The sequence below is a fragment of the Devosia sp. YR412 genome (genome assembly GCF_900110945.1).
In the GTDB taxonomy this organism is placed as follows: Bacteria; Pseudomonadota; Alphaproteobacteria; order Rhizobiales; family Devosiaceae; genus Devosia.
Genome location: NZ_FOFL01000001.1, coordinates 1,037,915 through 1,055,636 on the forward strand (window position 1 = coordinate 1,037,915; position 17,722 = coordinate 1,055,636).

13 protein-coding genes and 1 pseudogene are annotated in these 17,722 nt (G+C 59.9%); 7 read left to right on the forward strand and 7 right to left on the reverse strand.

The annotated features are described in order from the left end of the window. Positions 1 to 114 precede the first annotated feature (114 nt). Both BM045_RS04980 and BM045_RS04985 read left to right on the forward strand, forming a co-directional pair. Positions 115 to 1,575, forward strand: a complete 1,461-nt coding sequence (locus tag BM045_RS04980) for a homospermidine synthase (protein WP_092180192.1) — start codon at positions 115 to 117, stop codon at positions 1,573 to 1,575. Further along, entirely contained in the window at positions 1,545 to 2,777 is a 1,233-nt protein-coding gene (locus BM045_RS04985; RefSeq protein ID WP_139198702.1) for an NAD(P)/FAD-dependent oxidoreductase, read from the forward strand. The genes BM045_RS04980 and BM045_RS04985 overlap by 31 nt, the downstream gene beginning before the upstream one ends. 49 nt (positions 2,778 to 2,826) lie before the next feature. Here BM045_RS04985 and BM045_RS04990 read toward each other — a convergent pair whose 3' ends face one another. From BM045_RS04990 to BM045_RS05000, 3 genes are all read right to left on the reverse strand, one after another. Next, positions 2,827 to 4,656, reverse strand: coding sequence for a YbhB/YbcL family Raf kinase inhibitor-like protein (locus BM045_RS04990; protein ID WP_092180196.1), 1,830 nt, complete (start codon positions 4,654 to 4,656; stop codon positions 2,827 to 2,829). A 66-nt stretch (positions 4,657 to 4,722) separates the two neighbouring features. After that, on the reverse strand, positions 4,723 to 5,820 hold the full coding sequence (locus BM045_RS04995; RefSeq protein ID WP_092180198.1) for an alpha/beta hydrolase: 1,098 nt from the start codon (positions 5,818 to 5,820) through the stop codon (positions 4,723 to 4,725). Between the two features lie 219 nt (positions 5,821 to 6,039). Continuing rightward, the gene (locus BM045_RS05000; protein WP_170848378.1) at positions 6,040 to 7,515 is read right to left on the reverse strand and encodes a sensor histidine kinase; all 1,476 of its coding nucleotides are present in this window, start codon (positions 7,513 to 7,515) and stop codon (positions 6,040 to 6,042) included. 231 nt (positions 7,516 to 7,746) lie between these two features. Between BM045_RS05000 and BM045_RS05005 the strand changes: the two genes are divergently transcribed. Together BM045_RS05005 and BM045_RS05010 are read left to right on the forward strand one after the other, a co-directional pair. After that, positions 7,747 to 8,115: a response regulator gene (locus tag BM045_RS05005; protein WP_092180966.1), complete on the forward strand. Its 369-nt coding sequence runs from the start codon at positions 7,747 to 7,749 to the stop codon at positions 8,113 to 8,115. 114 nt (positions 8,116 to 8,229) lie between these two features. After that, positions 8,230 to 10,431 carry a hybrid sensor histidine kinase/response regulator gene (locus tag BM045_RS05010; protein WP_092180202.1) on the forward strand — a complete coding sequence of 734 codons (2,202 nt, stop codon included), beginning with the start codon at positions 8,230 to 8,232 and terminating at the stop codon, positions 10,429 to 10,431. Positions 10,432 to 10,478: 47 nt separating this feature from the next. Here the strand turns inward: BM045_RS05010 and BM045_RS05015 are convergent, their stop codons facing one another. From BM045_RS05015 to BM045_RS05025, 3 genes are all read right to left on the reverse strand, one after another. Beyond that, the gene (locus BM045_RS05015; protein WP_092180204.1) at positions 10,479 to 11,576 is read right to left on the reverse strand and encodes a flavodoxin family protein; all 1,098 of its coding nucleotides are present in this window, start codon (positions 11,574 to 11,576) and stop codon (positions 10,479 to 10,481) included. Positions 11,577 to 11,622: 46 nt separating this feature from the next. Next, complete coding sequence (locus BM045_RS05020; protein ID WP_092180206.1) at positions 11,623 to 13,413, reverse strand: glycoside hydrolase family 15 protein; 1,791 nt, start codon at positions 13,411 to 13,413, stop codon at positions 11,623 to 11,625. An 80-nt stretch (positions 13,414 to 13,493) separates the two neighbouring features. Beyond that, positions 13,494 to 14,387 carry an SDR family oxidoreductase gene (locus tag BM045_RS05025; protein ID WP_092180208.1) on the reverse strand — a complete coding sequence of 298 codons (894 nt, stop codon included), beginning with the start codon at positions 14,385 to 14,387 and terminating at the stop codon, positions 13,494 to 13,496. Between the two features lie 188 nt (positions 14,388 to 14,575). Here BM045_RS05025 and BM045_RS05030 point away from each other — a divergent pair, with 188 nt between their 5' ends. The 3 genes and pseudogenes from BM045_RS05030 to BM045_RS05040 all read left to right on the forward strand — a co-directional run bounded on the left by BM045_RS05030 (position 14,576) and on the right by BM045_RS05040 (position 17,096). Next, positions 14,576 to 15,097, forward strand: coding sequence for a nucleoside deaminase (locus tag BM045_RS05030; protein WP_170848379.1), 522 nt, complete (start codon positions 14,576 to 14,578; stop codon positions 15,095 to 15,097). Positions 15,098 to 15,405: 308 nt separating this feature from the next. Further along, positions 15,406 to 16,275: pseudogene (locus tag BM045_RS05035) on the forward strand (DMT family transporter). Positions 16,276 to 16,355: 80 nt separating this feature from the next. Continuing rightward, positions 16,356 to 17,096, forward strand: a complete 741-nt coding sequence (locus BM045_RS05040; protein ID WP_092180212.1) for a metallophosphoesterase family protein — start codon at positions 16,356 to 16,358, stop codon at positions 17,094 to 17,096. On the opposite strand, the gene BM045_RS05045 is transcribed toward BM045_RS05040, so the two are convergent. Beyond that, entirely contained in the window at positions 17,093 to 17,677 is a 585-nt protein-coding gene (locus BM045_RS05045) for a LysE family translocator (protein WP_092180969.1), read from the reverse strand. The genes BM045_RS05040 and BM045_RS05045 overlap by 4 nt on opposite strands. Between the last annotated feature and the right edge of the window lie 45 nt (positions 17,678 to 17,722).

The window sequence follows — 17,722 nt, forward strand, 5'->3', positions numbered from 1 at the left end:
GTCGAGGTGCTTGGCCCGAGTGCCAATTGTTCACGCCGACCTGCTTTTCGCTCAACAGGCTGCGATGAGTCTATCCAACAACTAGCAACCATTCCGGTGACTGCATGCTGTGAGATGCAGTTTGATATATCCACGCGGTGGGAGAGTAAAATAGTCAGCAGTTCAGTTCACGGCCACATATCTGGTTCGGTCGTCTTGATAGGATTTGGCTCCGTGGGGCGCGGGATGCTGCCGCTCATCGAACGACATTTTCAATATGCTTCTGATCGCCTTACGATCATCGATCCCGATCCCGAGCATGCCTCATTCCTGGCTGAACGCGGCATTCGTTTCGTCAACGAAGCTATCACTCCAGCGAACTTTCGAAACATTCTCTCAACCTGGCTTTCGTCATCCAGCGGTCAGAGCTTCTGCGTCAACCTTTCGGTGGAAACCAGCTCGCTGGATATTCTCAAGTTCTGCCGGGAGCTGGGCGCTCTCTACATCGACACGGTCGTTGAGCCATGGGCGGGATTCGACGAAGCCAACAAGGACGATACGGCGGCGAGAACCAACTACGCCCTGCGCGAAACCGTCCGTCGCGAAAAGCGGGCAAGTCCAGGCGGGCCGACGGCCGTGTCCTGCTGTGGCGCCAATCCGGGCATGGTGTCGTGGTTCGTGAAGGAGGCGTTGCTGAACGTCGCCAAGGACACAGGCATGGTATCCGACGTGCCCTCAAACCGGGAGGGCTGGGCTCGCCTCATGCAACAGCTGGGTGTCAAAGGCATCCACATCGCGGAACGCGACACCCAAAGCTCCGGCCAGCCAAAGCCAATTGGCACATTCGTCAACACATGGTCGGTGGATGGATTCGTTTCAGAGGGGTTGCAGCCTGCCGAACTCGGCTGGGGCACCCATGAGACGCATTGGCCAGCCAATGCCCACAGTTTTAACGAAGGTTGCCAAGCCTCGATCTATATCGATCGACCCGGTGCACAGACGCTGGTCTACTCCTGGTGCCCGACTGCCGGCGCCCAGCAAGCCTTTCTCGTCACGCACAATGAGTCGATCTCGATCGCCGATTACTTCACGGTTGGCGAAGGGCTGACACCGGAATACCGGCCCACGTGTCACTACGCCTACCACCCATCCGACGAAGCAATTCTGTCCGTCCACGAAACCCTGGGTCGTGGCACCGAGCCCGAAAACAAGACAATTCTCGACGAGACGACCATCCGATCCGGCATGGACCAGCTTGGCGTCCTGCTGTTTGGACATGCGAAGAATGCCTATTGGTATGGCTCGAGCCTGACCATCGACGAAGCCCGGGCGCTGGCGCCGCACCAGAATGCAACCGCATTGCAGGTGACGTCGGCCTTGCTGGCCGGAATGGTCTGGGCGCTCGAAAACCCGGACGCCGGCATCGTCGAGACCGACGAGATGGATCACGCGCGATGCCTCGAGATCCAGCGTCCATATCTGGGGACGGTCGAAGGTCACTATACCGACTGGACGCCTCTATCGCGGGATGAACTATTCAAGGGCGATGTCGACGAGACGGATCCGTGGCAGTTCAAGAACATCCTGGTGGCCTGATGATCACCGAGGCCAGAAAGCTCTATACGGGTGAACCGGTCTGGACCGCCTACCGGCAACCGCGCGTCCCTGCCGAGGAACTGGGCCAACCGCTTTCGACCGATATCGTTATTATCGGCGCCGGTATCAGCGGAGCGATGATTGCGGAGGCTCTGAGCGGCCATGGTCTCGACGTCGCAATCGTCGATCGGCGGAAGCCGCTGACCGGGTCAACCGCAGCGTCGACTGCTCTCATTCAATATGAGATCGACATACCGTTGACCCAACTGACCGAGATGATCGGCATTGAACGTGCCGCCGCGGCTTGGCGCCGCTCCCGGGTGGCGGTGGAGAGCATAGCGGCCAAAATCAGAACCAATAAGATCGACTGCGCTTTCGAGCGCAAGGACAGCCTCTATCTGGCCGGAGACCTGCTGGATCGCAACGGGCTGGAAGCCGAGGCGTCAGCACGCGAAGCGATTGGCCTCGCAACAGCATTGGTCGATGGAAAGACCTTGAGGCAGGACTACGGGATGAAGTGCGACGCGGCGCTTCTCAATCAGAACAATCTGACCTGCAATCCCGTCCAACTGACCGCCGGTTTTTTGAAAGCCGCTATCGAACGCGGCGCTAAGCTATATTCGCCGGTGACGGTCGAGAGCCTTACGGAAACGGCCAACAGAATCGAGTTTACCACTTCGGATGGTGTCCGGATCAGCGCCCGCCACGCCATTTACGCGTCAGGATATGAAATGCCGGAAGGCGTCCATCCCAAAAAGCATGACATTGCCTCGACCTGGGCCCTGGCGACCGCGCCGGTCAAAGGTTTCGACATCCCTCTGTTCTGGCAATCCTCCGACCCTTACGTCTACGGCCGTGCGTCCGAAGACGGACGCTTGATCTTTGGCGGTGAGGACGAGGATTTCGCCGATGAAGGGAAGCGCGACGCGGTCATGGAGGAGAAACAAAAGGCCTTGGAGCGCAAGCTCTCCAAGCTGTTTCCCGACGAGAGGTTTGAAACCACACACTTCTGGGGAGCCAGTTTCGGCGGAAGTGAAACCGGACTACCCTCGATCGGCAAGGTGCCCGGCAAGAAGAATGTCTATTGCGCCATGGCGTATGGCGGCAACGGGATTACCTTCAGCCGGATTGCGGCAGACCTGATTGCCGCAAGTATCTTGGGCAGGCCGGATCCGGAAGCGGCCCTGTTTGAGTTCGAATAGCAACTCCGCAATGTGAATTGGGGCCGGCACATATGCCGGCCCCATGCGATCAGTTGATCGGCTTTTCTGCGCCTGGACGCTGATAGGTACCAACCAGTTCACCCTTGGCGATCACGTGCCCCTCGATGGCGGCGAGCACCTCGTCGCGCGTAGCGCCGGGGTCGACGGGCAGTTGCGCCAGGTCGAGCGCAAAGACCTGGAAATGGTAATGATGCGCCGGATCGCCCAGAGGCGGGCGCGGACCCATGTAGCCGGTCTGCCCCTTGCTGTTGCTGCCCTGCTTGGCACCCTCGGGCTGCTGCAGCACGGCGTCCGTCGACAGGCCCTCGCTGATGCCGGTGGCGTCGCCGGGGATATCGTAGAGCACCCAATGCACGAAAGGCTTTGGCTCGGCCGCGTCCGGATCATCTGCGATGACCAAGAAAGACAGCGTGCCCTCCGGCGGGGTGCCCCATTCCAAAGCCGGCGAGGCATTGTCGCCTTCGGCCGCATGCTTGAGCGGGATGGTCTCGCCCGTGGTGAAGGAGGGTGAGCTGACCTCGACCGTGCCCTCGGCCTCGACGAGATTGATGGCAATGTCGGACGGCCGCGGCTTCATGGTGACGTCGGGCGTTTCAGCGACAGTGGCAGCGTCTGCGCTGTCGCCGGCTTCGTGGCTGATGCGATAGACGATGCCGTTGAAGTCATCGGCCAGCAGCAGGGCGCCATCCTCGGTCTGGGTGATGCCGGCGAGGCGAGCGAGGAAGCCGTAATTGGTGTCTTCGCCTTCGACCAGGAAGCCTTCGGCAAAGTGGTCCCAGGTGCCTGGCTTGCCGTCAACGAAATCCACGCGGCTGATCTCGTAGCCGCTTGGCGGACGGCGGTTCCAGGAACCACGCATGGCGATGAAGGCGTCGCCGCGATATTCCTCGGGGAAAGCCGTGCCGGTGTAGAAGGTCATCTGCATCGGCGCCGCGTGGGCCGTGTAGCCGACGGCCGGCTCCTTGCTCTGGGCGGCCCACTGTTCCAGCGCAATCCCCTCGGGCGGGTTCATATGCGGATTGAGATTGCCGAAATCGAAGACATATGGCCAGCCATACTTGGCGCCCTGCTCGATCTGGTTGAACTCTTCCTGCTGGGCTTCGTCGCCCAGCCAGTCGGTGCCGTGATCGGCGCCGAACAGCATGCCGCTTTCGGGCTCCCAGCCGAAGCCGATGGTGTTGCGCAGGCCCGAAGCAAAGATGGTGCGGCTCTTGCCGTCGAGGCTGGCGCGCAGGATGGTGGCGCTTTCCGGATTGGTCTCTATGCATTCATTGCAGGTCGAGCCGATCGTTATGTAGAGCATCTCGTCGGGGCCGATCGCCAACGTGCGATTGGCGTGCTGGCCGCCATCGGGCAGGTCATCGATGATGCGCGTCAGCTCGCCAAAGCTGCCATCTTCGTTGACCGGCGCGGTATAGACCTCGTTGACGGTTGCGAGGTAGGCCGTGTCGCCATGGAAGGCCAGCCCATGCATGCCCGGGCGGGCGGCGACGATGGTGAAATCCTCATACTTGCCGTCTCCATCCGCATCATACTTGCCGTCTCCATCCGCATCATTGAGCCGGATCACATCAGCTTCGGTGCGGCGCGTGGCATAAACATGCTCGCCATGGGTCGCCAGCATCCGGGTATTGCCCAGGTCGCGACCTACGACTTCGACCATAAAGCCCTCGGGCACCTTGATCTGCGCTGCAAGTTCGGCGTCGTCGGAAATGGTGACGGGTTCGGGTTCAAGGATGGAGCCTTGCACGGTCACGTCGGAATATTCGCCGATGGTGCCTTGAGGTTGGGCGAAGGCCGGAATGGCCACCAGCAATGTTGCGCTCGACACGGCAAGCGTTAGAAGCGGTCGGATCATTTCAGGCCTCTTGAATGTTCGTGGTCTGGAAAGCAAAAAGCCCGGCTTTCGCCGGGCCTTAAAGGATTACTGGGCGCCAAACGCTGCGCGCAGTTCAGCACCGGCGAAGTCTTGCGCTTCCTTGGCTTCTGGCACGACGCCAGTCATGCCGAAAAATTCGTGCGTCACGCCGTTCCAGTTCTGGTAGGCAACCTCGACGCCCGCTTCTTCCAGCTTGTCGCGCAACAACATGCCTTCCGAATTCAGTGGGTCGATTTCGGCTGCGACGATGGTCACCGGTGGCAGATCAGCCAGGTTCGCCGCACCGACGAGGTCGATGCGCGGATCGGCAGTCTCGGTCATTTCGTTGAGGTAATGACCGACGAACCATTCGATATCCGCCTTGCCGAGCGGCACCGCGTTCTGGTTGGCGATATAAGACGGCGTTTCAAGATCGTCGCCAGCCACCGGATAGACCGCCAGTACAGCGTCGGGCGCCGTCAACTTCTGGTCTCGCGCGGCAATGGCGACGTTGATGGCAAGGTTGCCGCCAGCGCTTTCGCCAGCAACGGCGATGCGCTCGGCGTCGCCGTTCCACTGACCGGAATTGTGGACCACATAGCTATAGGCGGCTATGGCATCGTCATGGGCTGCCGGGAACTTGTCCTCCGGCCCTTGACGGTAATGCACCGAAACGACAATGGCATCGGCCTGATTGGCCAGGGCGCGCGGAGATGCGTCATAGACATCGAGATCGGCGATGACCCAGCCGCCTCCGTGGAAATAGACGATGACCGGAAGTGCCTCACCTTCAGCGGCGCCTTCTGGCCAATAGACACGAGCCTCGAGATCACCGGCAGCACCGGGGATCATGACGTCCTCGGTCCGTGCGACGGCTTCCGGTTTTGGAGGCGCACCGGCCTTGTCTTCAGCGACAGCCATGGCCGCGTCCGCCGGCGTCGGCTGACTGCGGGCTTCCTCGACCGAGAGCGTATTGACGGGCTTTGCACCCAGTTCCAACAGCTTCGTGATGACGGCGGCCATTTCGGGATTGGCACGGTCAAGCGTGCCGCTGTCCTTGCTCGTAGCGACCGCTTCATCGACCGGGCTGGGCTCGTCCTGGGCAAAAGCTGGCAGGGACATGAGAGCGGTGATTGCGGTGGTGGCGAGAAGCAGATTGCGCATGGGTCGTCCTGTCTGGCGTCGGAGCCGTGTTTGGCATCAAACCGCAAACGGCTCCAAGACAGCGACGTTCCTCGAACGGACGATCACAATCTTTCCAGCAGAAATTGATCTAATCCTCGGGGGCTTCTGGCAAAGAAGAGGCTGACCTACGCCCAGCTCAGCGTGAGAAGCGCATCGATAAGGCGGGGGCCGTTTACGCGAGCGCGTCGGCTGGACACCCTAGGATATAACGATGTCTGCCAGAGGGGTGCTCAGCACGAAAGTGAAACCTCCGGGCGAGTAGTCGAGCTCAACGCGGCTTTCGACTCCGGTTATCCCGCCGCGAAGCAGTCGCGTTCCGAACCCTGGCGCAGACGGCTCGTCGACCGACGGGCCGCCGCTTTCAGTCCAGGTCAGATCGAAGGTGGTGCTTTCCTCGTCGACCGATGTGCCCCAGGCAATGTCCAGGTGCCCCTCCGGCACTGACAAAGCGCCGTATTTCACCGCATTTGTCGCAAGCTCATGCAAAATCAAGGCAAGAGACAATGCAGCCTTGGGGCCGACTTCGATTTCTGTCCCAGTCAGATTGATCTGGCGCCCGTCACCCCTGCCATAGGGCTCCATTGCTGTTTCGATAAGCTTGCGGACCGAGGCCCGCTCGCCCTTGCCACGCACCAGCAGGTCGTGGGCACTCGAAAGTGCAACCAGTCGACCATTGATCAATTGCCGGGCTGAACGGACATCGGCCGCGTTGCGCAGGGTCTGGCTGACTATGGCCTGCACCACCGCCATCTGATTTTTGATGCGATGGGCCAGTTCCTCGTTGAGGATGGCCTGCATTTTCTCGGCCTTGTGCCGCTCGGTGGCGTCAGCCACCTCCACGAAGATGGCATCAATCTCGCCATCTGCGTCGCGCATCGGCTGATAAACGAAGTCCATCATGTAATCGATGGTTGTTCCGGTTTCGGTATCGGTCACCGTAATGGGGACACCGGCGCCGATGAATGGCTCGCCGGTTTCGTAAACGCGGTCGAGCAGATCACTGAAGCCTTGCTCCAACAAATCCGGGATCACGTCGGCTGCCGGCCGGCCGAGAAAGTCCGATTTGGCGACCAGCCGCTGGTAGGCCGAATTGGCGACCTCGAACACATAGTCCCGGCCACGCAACACGGCGATAGCGCTGGGCGCCTGCTCGAACATTTCGCGCAGGCGCTCGGCGTCCGCCTTGCGGGCCTTGGCCTCGGCTACTTCGGACGTGATCTCAAGCGCAGTACAGAACATGCCAGCTACGCGGTCTTCGTGATCGTGCACCGGCGTATAGCCAAACGAAAAATGGGTCTCGACCTGCTTGCCGTGCCGGGTCATCAAGAACTCGATATCGTCCATATAGGTCGGGATACCAGCATAGGCGGCATCCATGATCGGACCTACGGCATCGATAATATCGGCCCAAACTTCAGCAAAGGGCTTCCCAAGCGCCCAAGGATGCCTGTTAGCGCACATGGGTGCGTAGCCGTCATTGTAGAGCATGATACGCTCTGGCCCCCATGCGATGAACATGGGCTGTCCCGACATCAGCATCACCTGCACCAAGGTGCGCAAACTGCCCGGCCAGGTCTCCGGCGTGCCAAGCGGCGACCCTGACCAATCCGTGGCCCGGATGATCTCTCCCATCTCGCCGCCACCGGCCAGAAAATTGAGCGATGGAGCAGACATAGATGACATCGAGTCCTTCAGGGGGCATACAAAGGGGGCACCTTGAAATGGGCTTATCGCGAAATGCACAATTACGCCAGTTGTCGGCGCCTCGGCATTTAATCGAACAGCACAATTTTATTGTCAGACGCGCCTGGATTAATCGGTCGGCCGTGAGGGATCGGCTCGACCGTTGCCGCGTTGGAGCTTCACTCGGTCGGGCCCGAGAACATCTCGAGCCAGGTAGACGCCATGACCAGCAAAATTTCCGTTCTTGTCGTCGAGGACGAACCTCTCCTCCGAATCCACACGGTCGATGAACTCACTGACCATGGATTTGATGTGATGGAGGCAGCAAATGCCCAGGAGGCGGTCAAGATATTCCGATCCGGACAGCGCTTCGAGTGCCTGTTCACCGACGTCGACATGCCAGGCGACATGGATGGGTTGGAATTGGCAGCCCTGGTGAAAAGTGCTTGGCCGCCGATAGACATCATCGTGACGTCAGGTCACCGCGACGTACAAAGCGCCGATCTGCCGCCACAGGGCATTTTTGTCGGGAAGCCATACTCTCTCGAGGTCATCGCCGAATTGATCAACCGCCTGGCACAAAATGCCTAGCTGAGCGCGTACGATCTGCTTTGGAGTGCCGCAGGCCTTAGCGCGTGTTCTCGCTAGAAATTCCGTTCGGTCAAGCTTAGATACGGTCTCCGATCATCTCGGGACCGTTCGCCCATGTCTGACCTCCACACCACCATCTGGCCTGTCAAAGGCGGCAGCACCGGCGAACTGGTCCGCACCTTCGATTGGGCCTCGACCAGCCTCGGACCCAGAGACAGCTGGGGCGGCCATTTGCGGGCGACGGTCGACAACCTCGTCAACTCGCCGGTCCCGAAGGTTCTGATGTGGGGGCCAGACCACATCATGATTTACAATGACGGCTATATCGACATTGCCGGAGGCTATCACCCAAAAGCGCTGGGCGGCGCCGTTCCCCACATCTGGCCCGAGATATGGGACTGGAACCGCAAGATTCTGGAAACCGGCTTCCGTGGCGAGGTGCAGGGATTTCAGGATCAGTCGATGGTCCTTCGCCGCAACGGACGGGAAGAGGAGGTCTTCTTTGATTTGTTCTACACCCCTATTCGCATCGAAAACGGTGATGTCGGTGGGGTGCTCTGTACTGTCATCGAAAATACCGAAAGGGTCGCGGCCGAGCGCCGCCTGGCCGAGCATGCCGACGCGCTAGAGCGTCAGATCGCGCATCGGAAGCGGGCCGAGTTGCAATTGCAACAGCTCAACGAGACCCTGGAATCCCGCATCGCAAACGCCATCGCCGAACGGCGCCTGGCCGAACAGGCCTTGGTCCAATCCCAGAAAATGGAAACGATCGGCAAGCTGACCGGCGGCGTGGCACACGACTTCAACAATCTGCTGCAGGTGATATCGGGCAATCTGCAGCTCGTTGCGAAGGATGTCGCAGGCAATGACAAGTCAAGTCAGCGCGTTGTCAATGCCATGTCCGCCGTCGACCGCGGCGCCAAGCTGGCCAGCCAATTGTTGGCTTTCGGTCGTCGTCAGGCGCTGGAGCCAAAGATCGTCAAGATCGACCGGCTGGTGCGGGACATGGACGACATGCTTCGACGCGCCATTGGCGAGGAGATCGAGATCGAAACTGTCGTTGGGGGAGGCCTGTGGAACACACTGATCGACCCCGCGCAGCTGGAAAACGCATTGCTGAACTTGGCCATCAACGCGCGGGATGCCATGGCCGGCACAGGCAAGCTGACCATCGAACTAGGCAATGCCAGCCTGGACGATGATTATGCCCGGGCGCATAATGAGGTCACGGCAGGGCAATATGTCCTGCTGGCGGTTACTGACACTGGATCGGGCATTCCCCAGAACATTCTGGAGAAAGTTTTCGACCCGTTTTTTTCGACCAAGTCAGAAGGCAAGGGCAGCGGCTTGGGCCTGTCCATGGTCTATGGCTTCGTCAAACAGTCTGGCGGGCATGTTAAAATCTACAGCGAAGTGGGCGAAGGAACGACCATCAAGCTGTACTTGCCGCGCTCCGTCGAGGCCGAAGACGTGAGGGTTATCCTCGATGCCGCGACTATTCAGGGTGGCAGCGAGACTATTTTGGTTGTTGAAGATGATGCCGATGTTCGAGCGACCGTCGTCGAACTGCTGACCGACCTGGGCTATCGAGTGCTCAAGGCAATCGATGCGCAAAGCGGGCTGAATGTCATCGAAAGCGGTGTGCCGATCGACCTGTTGTTCACCGACGTCGTCATGCCCGGGACACTCAAAAGTGCCGAGCTGGCCAGGAAAGCTCGCGAACGGATGCCGCATATCGCCGTCCTGTTCACCTCCGGCTACACCGAAAATTCCATCGTACATGGCGGGCGACTGGACGCTGGTGTCAACCTTCTGTCCAAGCCTTACACGCGCGAGGCTCTTGCACGAAAGGTGCGCTTGGTGCTGGCCAATCAGTCCCAGATCAACAATGCCACGCAAGGTCATCCCCAGACATCGCAGGGCTCGGCGTCGTCGGTGCCTGGCAAGCAGAAGCCACTGCGCATTTTGCTCGTTGACGATGAAATGCTGATCCGCATGAATACCGCGGATATCCTGCAAGATCTGGGTCATACGGTTTTGGACGCCGGCAGTGGGAAAGAGGCCCTCGACCTGCTGACGTCTGAAATCGACGTTCTGCTGACCGACGTTCACATGGCGGGCATGTCGGGACTGGAACTGGCCACTGCCGCCAAAAGCCAGGTTCCAACTATCGCTGTCGTATTCGCGACCGGCGACAATGACGTTACGGGCTATGTGCCCGGGCCAAACGAACAGTTTGCCATTCTTCCGAAGCCTTACACGCAGGCGGACATAACCAAGGTTCTCCAGCAGGTAACCTCCCGGCCGCAGGAATGACGCGGGGACGAATGCGTGGCCCGGACGGCACCACGCATTCGTCCTTACTATTTGTTGCGCGGCTGCACTAGCTCGCTGCCTGGGACAGCTTTGCGGTCGTGGTGTGCGAGCAGCGCATCGCGCAAGGTGCGCGCGACATTCCTGACCTCACCCTGCATTGGCAGGTCCTTGTCGAGGGCCTCGTGGTTGGTGGCATAGGGCTCCCAATAGCCGATATAGCGATCAAGCTCGGCCTTGGGGCCGGCCGGCGCCATGTCCATGAATTTCAGCCAATCTGAAATGGACCGTCTCACGTCCTTGGTTCCCTCGACATCGCCATGCACGATCACAGCGAACAATCGTCCCTTTAACCGGCGCGGATAGTCCCAACCGTCCAGCTCGACCTGCTTGGCGATATCGGCCTTTTTGCCCTGCGTCAGGGAGGGGTCTGGATTGCCGCCATCAAAGCACACCATGCGGTCCATCATTGCCTTAAGTGGCGAGGAGACCTGGTACCAGTTGACGGGACTGACGATCAGCACGGCATCGGCGCGCAGCCACATCGGATAGATCTCGTTCATCCAGTCCTGCGACTGGCCCAATGAATAATTGGGATAGCAGGAGCATGGAAAATGGCAGAGCGGCGCCGCCGTGGAGAAGCACGCCTTGCAGGGGTGGATGTTGCGGCCATATTCGGAGACCGTGCGAGACAGGTCGAGAACCTCAGTCTCGATGCCCGCAGCTTCCAGTTCGATCTGGGCCAGCTCGATCATGCGAAAGGACTTGCTCATCTCGCCGGGGCAGGTGTGTTCGCTGCGCGACGAGCCGTTCACCAGCAGTACGCGCTGCGGCCGATCGCTGGATTCATAATCTGCCTGAGCGCGGTCGGTAGCGGCCTTAGCCTTCACCCAATCCTCAGCCAAGTCATAATCGGGATCGGCATACCCCGCGCCGGCTTTGACAGTACGAGGCGCCTTCCGCTCGTGCTCATAGGCGTCCCAGGCGGCCTGCGTAATGTCGTCGAGCGCCTGCTGCAGACTATCGAAATTGGGATCTATGAACTGGGCTCGGAAGCGGGATTTGAATTCGGTTTCGCAAAGGCGGGGACTGGGCATGCCCTTGCGTGGAGCTGGGGCGGTTGTCGGTGTCGGAACGGTTTGCTGCATGATGATCTCCGTTGACAGCAATGGGAGCGGGGCTGGACCGGTTCCGTCACAGCTCCGTCTGCACCTCGCCGTCCAGCGCCACCGCCGCATGAATCATCGCCAGATGCGTCAGCCCTTGTGGCAGGTTGCCGAGCCATTCGAGCGTTTTGGGGTCGATCATCTCCGGATAGATGCCACAGCTGTCGAGTTCGGCCAGCAACGCTTCGAAAGCCTCTTTGGCCTCGTTCCGCCTGCCGAGCAGCGCCTTAGCTTCGACAAGCCAGAAGCTACAGGCAAGAAAACAGCCTTCTTCTGCCTCGGCACCGGTGTAGCGATAGTGGAAGGGCCCACTGCCGAGTTCACTGTCGATGGCGTCGATCGTGCTGGAAAGGCGATCCGCTCCGTCAAAGCCGAAACGCACCGCAAGGGCGATCGAGGCGTCGAGATCATCTGTGCCGGCCCAGGCGGTATAGGCCTGCCTGCTGTCAGACCAGCAATTGGCGTCGACCCATTCTGCCACGCGGTCGCGCTCCCGCCGCCAGCGTTGAACATGGGTATTGGGAATGTGGCCCTGCTCGGCCAGATAAACAGCGCGGTTGAGCGCCTGCCAGCAACTGATCTTGGACATGGTGTAGTGGCGCTGCTCCTCCAGCTCCCAGATGCCGGAATCCTTCTTGCGCCAGCCCTCGGCGCATTCGTTGGCCTGGCCGGCCAACGTCACGGCGGTCCGATCGTCGAGGATGTTACCATCCTCCACAAAGCGATAGGCCACCTCGAAAATGTCACCATAAATGCCGTGCTGGTGTTGTTTCGCAGCTGCATTACCCAGCAGCACCGGTTTGGATTTTCGATAGCCGGGAACTTCGACTTCGATCGCGTCCGGCGGCATGTCGCCGCCCAGTGTGTAGAACACCTGCGAGCCGTGCTTGATGAGGCGCTTGATCAACCAGGTGAAGGCAGCCTTGGCTTCAGCATCGGCGCCGATCAGCAGAAAGGCCTTGATGGTGTAGCCTGCGTCTCGCACCCAAGCGTAGCGATAGTCGTAATTTTTGTCCCCACCGATCCGTTCGGGAAGGGACGTGGTCGCGGCCGCCGCGATTGCGCCGGTCGGGGAATAGAGCAGCAACTTCAGTGCCAGACCGCTCCGCAGCACGCCATCGCGATAGGCGCCGTCGTAGCCGATGCGATCGCTCCAGGCCCGCCATTCCTGATCAGACACGTCGATACGGATGTCGATTTCCTCGATGGTGGGGATGACCAATGGTTCGTCGTCGCCGGCCACAACGGCGATTACGCGCCGCTCGCCCTGTGCGACCGTGAAGGTGGCAGACAGCGCCTCGTCTTCTGCTCGCAGCGCAATGTCCGGGCTGGCCTTGACGATGCCCAGGGTGGTGCCCGCGTGGAAGACAAATTCATCGTGCCGCTGGGTTAGATAGGGCGAACAGGTGTTGGCGCGGGTGCCGAAGCGAATTTCGAGCTGGAAGGTCACAGTGCCCTCCAGTCCCTCGAGCCGGCGCGCCAGTTCGCACCATGGCATGCGGCCGGCTGGGCCGCTGTTCATCGACTCGGTCAGCCGGACCCGGCCGTTGGCGGTGATGAAAGTCGTCTCCAGAACATTGCTGCCGTCGCGATAGTTGCGCTCGACCGCGAAGGCGTCCACCGGCGTGATCGAGAAACGGCCACCGTCTTCGGCGTTCAACAGGCGATCGAACAGCGGCGGCGAATCCATATTGGGCACACACCACCAGTCCAGCGAGCCATCCGTGCCGCTGAGAGCTACGGAGCGCCCCTCGCCGATGGCGGCGTAGTTGTCGAGGGCAAGGTATCCATCCTGACGGACGGCGTTCCGCTTCTTCATGCCGGACTTTCTTTGGAGATATTCTGGCAAGCAATGTCCCGAAGCGCGTCACCCCGGGACTTTGCAATGGCTTGGACCTGTCAGGCGATGCCGGCGCCGCCAGTGACGCCGAAGACTTCGCCATTAATGTAGCTGCCTTCCTGGGAGGCGAGCAGGACATAGATGGGCGCCAGTTCAACCGGCTGGCCGGGGCGGCCGAAATCGACGTCCTCGCCCATTTTCATTACCTTGTCCTGCGGCTGGCCGCCACTCGACTGCAACGGGGTCCAGAACGGGCCGGGTGCCACGACATTGGCGCGGACGCCCTTTTCAATCAACTGCTTGGCCAGCGCTTTGGTGTAGGCGACGATGCCAGCCTTGGTGGTGGCATAGTCGAGAAGGATAGCCGAGGGCTCATACGCCTGGATCGAGGCCGTGGCTATCACGGCGGCGCCAGCCGGCAGATGCGGCACGGCGGCCTGAGCAATCCAGTGCATGGCATAGAGATTGGTCTTCATGGTCTTGTCGAAATCGTCCGAAGTGACCTTGCCAATCGACTCGCGGTTCTGCTGGCGGCCGGCATTGATGACCAAGATATCGAGACCACCGAGGCCGGACACGGCCTGCTTGACCAGTTCGACGCACCAGCCCTCGTCAGTGATGTCGCCGGGTAGAGCGATGGCTTTGCGACCTTCGGCCTCGATCAGCGCGATGACTTCCTTGGCGTCGGAATCCTCGTTGCCGAGATAGGAAATGGCGACGTCGGCGCCTTCGCGGGCATAAGCGATAGCAGCGGCGCGACCGATGCCGGAGTCGCCACCAGTGATCAGCGCCTTGCGACCCTTCAGCTTGCCGTTACCCTGATAGCTGGTCTCGCCATGGTCCGGCACCGGGTCCATTTTCGACTGCAGGCCCGGCACCGGCTGGGGCTGTTTCGGAAAGGGCGGCTGTGGATACTGGATGCGGGGATCCTGCATGGTCAAGCGATCGGTCATGGGTCTCTCTCGTCAAAGTTGGACCAGACCAATGAACGGGAGGCATAGCGGTTCCGTCCTGACGGCATCGTCATAGCGGATCGATTTTGAACTTCCTACCGCCGGTGACGTTGCGTTTTCGCAGGATGACTTCGGCCCAAGCGGCAGCCCAATGCCTTGCCACAGCTCCAGTCCAACGAGGCCACGAAATGACCTATGATCAGCTGTCACCGAATGAACGCGCCGCCATGCGAGACGCTGTCGACCGCGCTTTGTGGGCCAAGGATCAGTCCGGTAGAGCGGGGATTGCCGCCGCCGTCTTGCGAGATGGTGTTTCCATCGGTCGAGGCGAAAACGAGGTCGGACTGCAGGCTGATCCGACCAAGCATGCCGAGATGGTTGCCCTGACGGAAGCGTCCCATGTTATGGGCCAATCGGATCTCTCCGGCTGCATAATGATCTCCACCTTGCAGCCCTGCGAAATGTGCCTTGCCGCCTTGCGCTTTGCCGGCATGGAGCGGGTGATTTTAGGCGCCACCCAAGACAAGGTGGCGGCGAAATATTTCATGTTCCCCGGCTTATCGATTGACGACTTCCAAGCAGCCGGAAAACCTTTCGAGGCTATTGGCGGCCAGTTCGAAATCGGACTCCTGCCGCTCTATATCGATAGCCAAGAACAGGCTTCCCGTCGACGACGCATTGAACAGAGCAGTCGATCTCGACTTGAGTGAATAGGAACGTCGCTGGATATTCAGAATTTCCCGCAGGGCGAACGGCGGCTTTTAGGATATCTTCGACATAGGTCAAATGACCGATAAGCGGGCGGCATCAGACTGGCTGCTTTGGGCGCCAGGATACCGGCGCCTATGGGGTGGAAAACGGACCGGCAGCTTTTCGACAAAATGCCGATACATCGGACACTGTCGGTGGGGGTTCCAGCGTGATAGCGGACAGAAACTGTCAGCTACAAATGAGATGGTGGCGTGACGGTGGATACGCATCCACAGCGGGCAATTCTTGCCAACTCAAGGAAATCTGCATGGAGCGTTCAACAGCCGGCTGGTTAAACGGATTGGTCGGCGTCCTGATATTTAGCGGCTCTTTGCCTGCGACCCGCATCGCGGTTCAAGTTTTCGATCCATTGTTCCTGACAACAGCACGCGCAACAATCGCCGCACTGCTTGGCATTGCCCTGCTCGTCATTTTTCGTCAACGAACACCCAGCCGCAATGATCTGATGTCGTTGGCGATCGTCGCACTCGGCGTTGTTGTTGGCTTTCCGCTGCTGACTGGACTGGCGTTGCAGCACATTACCTCGGCTCACTCCATTGTATTTATCGCTCTGCTGCCGCTCTCGACAGCCATCTTTGGCGTGATCCGGGGTGCGGAGCGACCAAAGCCCGTATTCTGGGTGTTCTCGATAGTTGGAAGCGCACTTGTGGCCAGCTTCGCACTCTCCCAAGGGTTGACAGCCTCGCCTATCGGGGACGGCTTCATGTAAGCCGCAATAATTGTTTGCGGTCTGGGTTATGCGGAGGGCGCCAAGCTATCGCGTCATCTGGGCGGCTGGCAGGTTATCTCTTGGGCGCTGATTCTCTCGCTCCCCGTCATGGGAGCTATAACCGTGATCACTTGGCCACCTTCTTTTTCTGCTGTCACCCCGCCGGTTTGGTTGAGCCTCGGTTACGTATCGGTGTTCAGCATGCTGGTCGGTTTCGTCTTCTGGTATCGCGGACTGGCTCAAGGTGGGATTGCATCGGTTGGCCAGCTGCAGTTGCTCCAGCCCTTCTTCGGCTTGGCACTGGCGGCGACTTTGCTACAAGAACCTGTATCGCCCGCCATGATCGTGGTCTGCGTAGCTGTCATCGGTTGCGTTGCTGGCGCTCGTAGATTTGGCGGTCGCAGGTAGATGACATTTCCTGTCCGTCCGGTAGCTTCTTGATAGCTGCTTCGGTCCACCATGCTGCCAAGCAACGAAAGGCTAGCTCGATGCTGATAGCAGTCATCTCGGATGTGCACGGAAACCTGGCGGCGTTGAACGCGGTGATGGATGAAATCTCATCACTGACGCCCGATCACGTCGTCAACCTGGGTGACCTTGTTTCCGGGCCGTTCGACCCCCGAGGTAGTGCCGAACGCCAGATGACGTCAGGGTATCTGACCATTGCCGGGAACCATGAGCGCCAGCTGGTGGAACGCGTTCAGGGCGACTTGGATGACCTTGCCCGCCCTCTTTTGTCGGACGAGCAGTTGGCATGGATCGCTCACCTTCCTCAAACGCTGACGCTTGATGATGGCCGCGTCTTTGCCTGCCATGGCAGCCCTGCGGGCGGAGATATGGACTATCTCCTCGAAGATGTCAGATCAGGCAAAGCCGTGCTGGACGACAGCGAGAGCATCCTTCCCAAGCTGGACGGTATCGGTGGGGCGCAGGTCGTTCTTTGCGGGCATACCCACACGCAGCGCATCGCCAAGATTGGCGGGACGTTAGTGGTCAATCCAGGCAGCGTCGGAATGCCAGGCTATCGCGTCGACCAGATTCTGCCGCATGTGATCGAAGCCGGCAGTCCGCTGGCGCGCTTCGCAATCATCGAGCGTCGCAACGGTGATTGGTCGGCGCAATTGCATGCCATCCCCTACCACACGGAAATCCCGGCGCGTCAGGCCGAGGCCTTCGGATTCCCCGATATCGCCCATTGCGTGCGAACTGGAAGGGTTCAGGCAGACTAGCTGCGTCCTTCCACCGCCAGGCGAGCGGCGAGGCCTAGAAACACCGTACCCATCAGCCAGCGCTGGGCGAGTGCGAAGGCCGGACGCCGCGCCAGAACGGCCGCGAACGATCCTGCCGAGATGATGATCATCGCATTGACCGACATGCTGACCACGATCTGGGTAATACCCATAACGATGGATTGCAGCAGGACGTTTCCGGCGTCGCGGTCAATGAACTGCGGCAACAGCGAGAGATACATGATTGCAATCTTTGGATTGAGCACGCTGGTGAAGAGACCCATCAAGAAGAGCCGGCGCGGTGTGTCATTACGCAGAATGGTAACACTCAATGCGCTATCGCCGCCCCGGCGGAGGGCCTGCCAAGCAAGCCACAGCAGATAGACTGCGCCGACCAGGCGAATGACGTCATAGGCATGGGGCACGGCCAGCAAGAATGCCGACAGACCGAAGGCAGCGCAGAGAGCATATATCACGAAACCCAGCCCAACCCCGGCCAGCGAAATCAATCCGGCGCGCCTGCCCTGAGAGATGGACCGCGACAGGAGGTAGATCATGTTGGGACCGGGCGTCAGCACCATGCCGAACGCTACCAGGGCAAAGGCGAATAGTTCGGCAGGATCGTG

Bases quoted from the DNA above. Each gene is read 5' to 3' on its own strand.
- BM045_RS04980 (WP_092180192.1), top strand. From the start codon at position 115: ATGCAGTTTGATATATCCACGCGGTGGGAGAGTAAAATAGTCAGCAGT.
- BM045_RS04990 (WP_092180196.1), bottom strand. From the start codon at position 4,656: ATGATCCGACCGCTTCTAACGCTTGCCGTGTCGAGCGCAACATTGCTG.
- BM045_RS04995 (WP_092180198.1), bottom strand. From the start codon at position 5,820: ATGCGCAATCTGCTTCTCGCCACCACCGCAATCACCGCTCTCATGTCC.
- BM045_RS05000 (WP_170848378.1), bottom strand. From the start codon at position 7,515: ATGTCTGCTCCATCGCTCAATTTTCTGGCCGGTGGCGGCGAGATGGGA.
- BM045_RS05005 (WP_092180966.1), top strand. From the start codon at position 7,747: ATGACCAGCAAAATTTCCGTTCTTGTCGTCGAGGACGAACCTCTCCTC.
- BM045_RS05010 (WP_092180202.1), top strand. From the start codon at position 8,230: ATGTCTGACCTCCACACCACCATCTGGCCTGTCAAAGGCGGCAGCACC.
- BM045_RS05015 (WP_092180204.1), bottom strand. From the start codon at position 11,576: ATGCAGCAAACCGTTCCGACACCGACAACCGCCCCAGCTCCACGCAAG.
- BM045_RS05020 (WP_092180206.1), bottom strand. From the start codon at position 13,413: ATGAAGAAGCGGAACGCCGTCCGTCAGGATGGATACCTTGCCCTCGAC.
- BM045_RS05025 (WP_092180208.1), bottom strand. From the start codon at position 14,387: ATGACCGATCGCTTGACCATGCAGGATCCCCGCATCCAGTATCCACAG.
- BM045_RS05030 (WP_170848379.1), top strand. From the start codon at position 14,576: ATGACCTATGATCAGCTGTCACCGAATGAACGCGCCGCCATGCGAGAC.
- BM045_RS05040 (WP_092180212.1), top strand. From the start codon at position 16,356: ATGCTGATAGCAGTCATCTCGGATGTGCACGGAAACCTGGCGGCGTTG.
- BM045_RS05045 (WP_092180969.1), bottom strand. From the start codon at position 17,677: ATGGTGCTGACGCCCGGTCCCAACATGATCTACCTCCTGTCGCGGTCC.